Origin of the sequence: Burkholderia sp. Se-20378 (assembly GCF_017104665.1) — a bacterium.
Lineage (GTDB): Bacteria > Pseudomonadota > Gammaproteobacteria > Burkholderiales > Burkholderiaceae > Burkholderia > Burkholderia lata.
Map to the genome: position 1 here is coordinate 1 of NZ_JAAGPG010000494.1, position 6,269 is coordinate 6,269.

The following is a 6,269-nucleotide window of genomic DNA, read 5'->3' on the forward strand; positions in this document are numbered from 1 at the left end:
CCGGGCAGGGCACGCGTGCGCGTCACCGCATGGCCGGCACGGGTGCCGCGGTGTCGCTGCGCACGGGCGTCATGTGCCGCAGCGGCAAGGCGATCTGCCGCGCGCACGCAACCACGTCCGCGTAGGCGGCCTCGATCGCTTCGAGCGTCGAGTCACCGCGCTCCTCCTTGCCGCGCGCGCAGGCGCGCGCGAGCCGGAATTCCAGCACCATCGCTTCGGACGCGATACGGTCGCACGCGGCACGGATCTCGGCGAACGGCCCGACGCAGCCGCTGGCCTGGAGCCAGCGCGCGTAATGGCCGAACAGCTCGAAATTCGCGCCGAGCTGCCGCACCGAGTTGAACGAGTACGCATGAAAGTGCTCGAGCGGCGCATCGGCGAGCGTCCGCGCATCGGTCTGCAACTGCCGCCGGAACGCGGCGATCGGGTTGACGATCGGCAGGCGCCGCAGATGGCGCTGCAGCGCGGTGAGCGACGTTTCGCACAGCTCGCGCTCGTCGAGCGGCGCAAACCGCCGCTTCGCGCATTCGACGTACGGCGGCAGCGTCATCGGCGAGCTGCCGCCGACGAGCCCGGTGTAGTCGAAATCCTCGGCCACGTAATAGCCGCTGTTGTGGAAGTAGCCGATCTGGCGCTTCGCGCGGTCGATCGCATCGATGCCGATCGTCGTCTTCGTGTGCTGCGTGCGGTAGCTGCTGCCGCGCGTATCGGGCAGGAACCACGCGTCGACCTCGACGATCATCAGGTGGCCGCGCGCAACCTGCGTCTCGATGTGCTGGTCGAGCGGTTCGTAGATCGAGTGCTCCTGCACGACGATGCCGTACAGCCGCTCCAGTTCGTCGTGCGGAAACTTGAAGAACGTGAACTGGTCGCCCTCGAAATCGAGCGCGATCGTGAACGGCAGCGCCGCGTACGGATTGAAGCCCCACCACCGGAGCACTTCGAGCCACATGTCGACGTAGCAGTTGGTCTGCTTCCAGACCATCTCCTGGCTATGCAGCGGATGCGGCCGGTAGTGGCGTGCGCGGTGGCGCACATCCTCGAACGACGCGTCTTCGCCGTCGCGGGACACGAATCTCATGGCGTGCCCCACAGCACGTCGCGGACTTCGCGCGGCCATGCGTCGATGTCGAAGCCGTGATGGCGGAACAGTGCGAGCGTGAGCCGTTCGAGGCCGAAGCCGACGCAGCCCGTGTGCGCGACGTCGCCCGTCGCGGTGCGGATATCCCACAGCAGCCCGAAATGGTCCATGTGGTAGTTGAAGCTCAGGCAGGCAGTCTGGCGATCGTCGTGCTCGATCGGGATCAGCAGCTCGAACTTCAGGTTCTGCTCGCGCTGGCTGTTCGCGACGATCTTGCCGCCTCGCCCGAAGAACGGATCGTTCGCGAGGTCGATCGCGTTGGGCAGGCGCAGCGCCTGGATCATCCGCGTGCCGCGTTCGATCCAGGTCTCGCGGAACGACACGATCTGCTCGGGCGTGCCGATCCGCACGTACTCGCGCATCCGGAACAGCTGCATGCGGGTCGGGTCGAGCGACGGCTCGTGGCGGAAGCAGTACGAGAAGACGTCGACGATCCGGCCGTCGGCCGGCAGCGCGCCCGCGCGTGCGACGACCGGGTAGACCGGGTAGCACGCGGCCGGCGTCATCACCACATAGGTCGGCTTCTGGCTTTCCGTCCAGTCGTCGCCGCGATCGAGGCACTGCAGTACGCGCTGGTGCTGGTGTTCGTCGCCGCAGAACGCATGCACGCTGCCTGCGAGTTGCGGGAAGCTCTTCATGTATTCGCTGCGCTCGAACTCGGTGCGGCTCATCGCCGGCGGGAAGCGCAGCACTTCGGCCTGCTGGTCGGCGCCGATGCGCGTGACGAACGCGTCGAGCGCTTCCACGACGCGCTCGAACCGTTCGCTGCGGCCGAACAGGCCCTGGATGCCGGTGGAGACCAGCAGGCCCGCGTCGATCAGTTCGTCGCGCAGCGGGTTGACGCCCGCGCGGTCGATCGGTGCATCGGCGGGAGCGGAGGCGGCGGAGGGCACGGCAAGGCGATCGTTCACGTATGTTTCTCCAGCGTCGCAGGACGCAGCGCGAGCAGCAGGTTCGAGGTGTTGACGGCAATGCGGTCGTTGCTGATCATCAGCGGCGCCGCATGCAGGTCGCGAATGTGGCGGCCGATGCTGAACGGCGTGCCCTGCTTGTAGCCGGCCATCCCGCAGATCATCATGGCCTGGTGTGCGACTTCCAGTGCAGTCGTCGACACGTAGGTCTTCAGTGTGTTGATCTCGGCGGCCCGGGCCATGCCGGCCGACCACGAGCGGGACGCCGGATTCGCATGAAGGCGCAGCACGTTGTCGACGCGGGCCTGCATCGCCTGCATCAGCGCGAGCGATTCGGCGATGCGCCGCGACGCGGGCGACGGCGCGCCATCGGTCTGGCGTGCCTGGGCGCGGAAGAACTGGTGTGCGCGGTGAAACGCGTCGCCGGCCACGCCGATCCATACCGCGGCCCACAGGATGTGCGACACCGGCACCATCGTTTCCTCGGCGATCTTCGCGAACGGCACCGGCAGGCACTGGACGGCGGCGCCTTGCGCATCGAGCTCGAAACCGTTGCTGCAGGTGCCGCGCATCCCGAGCGTGTCCCATTCGCCGCGGCGCGTGAGCGTGTAGCCGTCGCGCAGCAGCGTGACGAGCACCTGCTCGGAAGCCGGCGCGTCCGCATCGCGTCGTGCGGTCGCGAGGATGCCGTCCGCATAGTCGCCATACGAGATCGTCGGCGCGGATTTGCGCAGCCGGAACTCGCCGCCGTTGATGTCGAGCGCGCACTGGCTCGCACGCAGGTTGCCGCCGACGCCGTCTTCCGACGTGGCCGATGCGAGCAGCCACTGGTGGCGCACGAGCTGCTGCAGGAACAGCTTGTGCCAGCCCTGGTCGAGCGCGTGGTCGACGATGCAGGCGACCTGGATCTGGTGCATCGCGAACACCATCGCCGACGACGCGCAGGCCTGGCCGAGAATCGAGCAGGCCGACGCGATGTCTTCCAGCGACGCGCCCGCGCCGCCGAGATGGGTCGGCACCATCGCGCCGAGCAGGCGGCGCGCGCGCATCGCCTCGATCGCCTCGACGGGGCAGCGCGCGTCGCGGTCGACCGCGTCCGCGTGCTGCGCGGCGATCTGCGCGACGGCATGCGCGGCCTCGTCGAGCCGACGCGAATCGCTGTCGGCCGCGAGTTCGGGAAGCAGCGCGCTCATGCCGAATGCTCGGTGCGTTGCAGCGTGGTGATCGTGTCCGCGAGCGCGTCGATGCTGCGGAACAGGTTGCGGTTCAGCATCTCGTCGGGAATCTCGATGTTGAATTGCTTCTCGATCGCGAGCATCAGCTGGATCGTGTCGAGTGACGAAAGGCCCGCGTCGTAGAGGTCGTCCCCGTCGCCGATCGAATCGATCGCGGCTTCGAGATGGGCGACGTGCTTCAGGATGGTTCTGATTTCGTTTTTCACGTGCTGCTCCGGCGTGCGTGGTGTCGTCCGCTCGGGCAGACGCGCGATACGCGCTGACGTCCCCCCGGCAGTCCGGCATCAGTAGACCATTGGCAGACACGGCGTTCTGTTCGCCACCCTACAAACGGCTAACCCGGCACGCAGGCGGCGTGGAAGCGCCGCCCGATGCGGCATGCCAATCAGGCGCGCGACGCGGCCGGCACGCCCGAATCGGCCGACAGAATGCGCTTCATCTCGTCGCGCACGATCGCGCGGCAGCCGCACGACATTTTTTCGAGGCCGTCGAGGTCGGCGAGCTCGATCGAACTCCGGTATTGCCGGATCAGGCCCAGCTTCTGGATTTCGCCCGCGGCATCGGTGACCGTTTCGCGCCGCACGCCGAGCATCTGCGCCAGCATGCTGTGCGTCACCTGGATCTCGATGCTGCGGGTCCGGTCGTACGCGAGCAGGAACCATCTGCATAACTGATGTTTGAGCACGTGATGACGGCTGCAGAACGTGATCTGCGAGACCTGCGCCATCAGCAGCCGCACGCACACGAACACCAGATGGCGGATCACCGGCGATGCGTCGAACGCCGCGGCGAATACGCGCCGGTCGAGCCGGTAGACGAACCCGTCGCGGCAGGCCACGGCGCGGCAGGGCATCCGGCCGCTGCCGCCGATCACGTCGTCGCACACCACGCTCTCGCTGCCGATCTCCGCAACTTCCAGCGTCATCCCGCCGGACGACACGTACTGCAGCGAAATCGCGGTCGTGACGGGCAGGTAGACCGCGGCGAGCATTTCGCCGGGCTCGCAGAGCACTTGTCCGGATTTCAGGTGGACGAGTTGAAGGTGGGGGACCAGCGTCGCGAGCTCGTCGCGGTCGATGGCCGCGAGAAAGCGGTTCGCATCGAAGCTGTGGGAAAGCTCGATCATGCCGTTCGCGTACGCGACGGCTTCCGGGGCCTGGTGAGTCACGGCGCATCCTCGTAGGGTGGCGGTCACGCGTCGTCGCGGCGATACCCCGAAAATGGGGAATTCGCACGATCGTGCGGACTTGTGTTCGTCAAAAATGGAGTGACGATACTGGCAAAAAGGCTAGCACGCCATTGAAATCAATCAATTGCACATTGCGTCATTTCACAAAGTTTGACGATTTTGGCCGGGTGCAAACGTTATCCGGATTTAATGATTCATTTCGGCGGAATTAATCATCCGGAAGCTGAATTCGACTTCGGGCATTCATTCCGTGTCGGTCGGGAATCAATTGAGCGGTGGCGCGCATCGCATCGGGAAAGTGCCGGGCGAGCATTGAACATTCTTTGACAAATAAATGGTGCGCGCCAGAATATCCATGAAAATCAAAGGCTTGTGGTCGAAATGTGCGCCGGGTTACAGAGCTGTAAATTAGTGTGTCGATTCAAGTTTGAGACAGTTTCAAACAACCGTGTGAGGCGTGATGCCGCAGCGGCGTGCTATCCGGCACATCATGGAAACAATTGAAAATCGACTGTAAGTATATGAGCGACAAGCCTCGCGGTGCCGCTGTGGCTGCTCCGGTTCGGTGCAGGCGAAATGATCAGTCAAATGGCGCGCTGTGTCCGTCGCCCGGAAGAGTGTCCGGAAATGAGACGCTTTTTTTGTTTTTGAACGGGTTATTCGGGTGATCTAAATCCGGCGTGATTCATATATTAAGGATGGGCATGTATTGGCACGTAAATCGCTTATTCGGGCTGGCGTGTTGAAACGGGACGGCCGACTCGATCCGGCGGCGACAAGCCGATGGTCGGTCGGAATCAGGGTTGTGGCCGCAACCGCTGCCAACGTCCGGGCGCGCATCGCGATAACGAGTTCCGTGCACGCGGCTGCAGGCGGCGCGGACGATAAAAGGGATACAGACATGCTTCATCTTCACTCGAGCTACTCGGCGAATGCCATCCTCGATGCCCTCCCCGAGGACAGCATCCGCACCATCGCACCGCATCTCGAACTGGTCAGGATCAAGGCCGGGATGCTCGACCGGGTCGGCGAGCCGATGCGCCACGTGCATTTTCCGACGACGTCGATGATGTCGGTGCAGCACCTGATGGAAGACGGTGCGATGGTCGAGGTGGCGCAGGTCGGCCGCGAAGGGGTGGTCGGGCTGGCGACGATGGTCGGCGGCGCCGCGGCGTCGCACCGGGTCGAGGTCCGCATCGGCGGGATGGCCTATCGCGTGCCGAGCTGCGTGATGCGCGCCGAATTCGAGCGCTCGCCGGAGACCTACCGGCTGCTGCTCAACTACTGCCAGGCGGCGATGGCGCAGATCTCGCGCAGCGCGCTGTGCAACCGGCATCACTCGGTCAGCGAGCAGCTCAGCCGCTGGCTGCTGCTTGCGCATGACCGCATCGACGGCGACGAACTGGCCGTCACGCAGCAGACGATCGCGAACATGCTCGGCGTGCGGCGCGAAGGCGTGACGGAAGCGGCGGGCAACCTGCAGGAAGCCGGGCTGATCCGGCAACGCCGCGGCCGCATCACGGTGCTCGACCGTCACGGCCTCGAACATCACGCGTGTGAATGCTACGACCTGATTCGCGCGGACTATCGCAGGCTGCTCGGCACGCGCGGGACGGCGAGGCCGACGCCGGTTCGGCCCCGCATGCCGGACACGCATCGCGGGTTCCCGGCACATGGTGCGTGACGATGCAGTCGAGGTCCGGTGGAGCGAATGCGATTCGGCGTTCTGTGATCGCAGTTACCGACGTTGTGCTCGTGCTGGCAGGCGCGCTCGCGGCGCAGGCGGCGTCGGG

Annotated in this window: 6 protein-coding genes; 1 reads left to right on the forward strand and 5 read right to left on the reverse strand. The window is 65.4% G+C overall.

Going from position 1 to position 6,269, the window contains the following annotated elements:
- Window positions 1–22 precede the first annotated feature (22 nt).
- The 5 genes from G3N93_RS32025 to G3N93_RS32045 form a co-directional block, all read right to left on the reverse strand.
- Window positions 23–1,081: a DUF1839 family protein gene (locus G3N93_RS32025; RefSeq protein WP_174935611.1), complete on the reverse strand. Its 1,059-nt coding sequence runs from the start codon at window positions 1,079–1,081 to the stop codon at window positions 23–25.
- The gene (locus tag G3N93_RS32030) at window positions 1,078–2,052 is read right to left on the reverse strand and encodes an amino acid--[acyl-carrier-protein] ligase (RefSeq protein ID WP_206134758.1); all 975 of its coding nucleotides are present in this window, start codon (window positions 2,050–2,052) and stop codon (window positions 1,078–1,080) included. Before G3N93_RS32030 ends, G3N93_RS32025 begins: the two co-directional genes overlap by 4 nt.
- Window positions 2,049–3,245 carry an acyl-CoA dehydrogenase family protein gene (locus tag G3N93_RS32035; RefSeq protein WP_174935604.1) on the reverse strand — a complete coding sequence of 399 codons (1,197 nt, stop codon included), beginning with the start codon at window positions 3,243–3,245 and terminating at the stop codon, window positions 2,049–2,051. Before G3N93_RS32035 ends, G3N93_RS32030 begins: the two co-directional genes overlap by 4 nt.
- On the reverse strand, window positions 3,242–3,493 hold the full coding sequence (locus G3N93_RS32040; protein ID WP_089427658.1) for an acyl carrier protein: 252 nt from the start codon (window positions 3,491–3,493) through the stop codon (window positions 3,242–3,244). Before G3N93_RS32040 ends, G3N93_RS32035 begins: the two co-directional genes overlap by 4 nt.
- A 179-nt stretch (window positions 3,494–3,672) precedes the next feature.
- Window positions 3,673–4,455 (reverse strand): Crp/Fnr family transcriptional regulator, encoded by a 783-nt coding sequence (locus G3N93_RS32045; RefSeq protein WP_206124432.1) that lies wholly within the window; start codon window positions 4,453–4,455, stop codon window positions 3,673–3,675.
- Window positions 4,456–5,377: 922 nt separating this feature from the next.
- Here G3N93_RS32045 and G3N93_RS32050 point away from each other — a divergent pair.
- Window positions 5,378–6,160: a Crp/Fnr family transcriptional regulator gene (locus G3N93_RS32050; RefSeq protein ID WP_174935600.1), complete on the forward strand. Its 783-nt coding sequence runs from the start codon at window positions 5,378–5,380 to the stop codon at window positions 6,158–6,160.
- Window positions 6,161–6,269: the final 109 nt, after the last annotated feature.

What these genes read in the sequence shown, in the direction of transcription:
- G3N93_RS32050 (WP_174935600.1), top strand. Translation starts at nt 5,378, where the DNA reads ATGCTTCATCTTCACTCGAGCTACTCGGCGAATGCCATCCTCGATGCC.
- G3N93_RS32035 (WP_174935604.1), bottom strand. Translation starts at nt 3,245, where the DNA reads ATGAGCGCGCTGCTTCCCGAACTCGCGGCCGACAGCGATTCGCGTCGG.
- G3N93_RS32025 (WP_174935611.1), bottom strand. Translation starts at nt 1,081, where the DNA reads ATGAGATTCGTGTCCCGCGACGGCGAAGACGCGTCGTTCGAGGATGTG.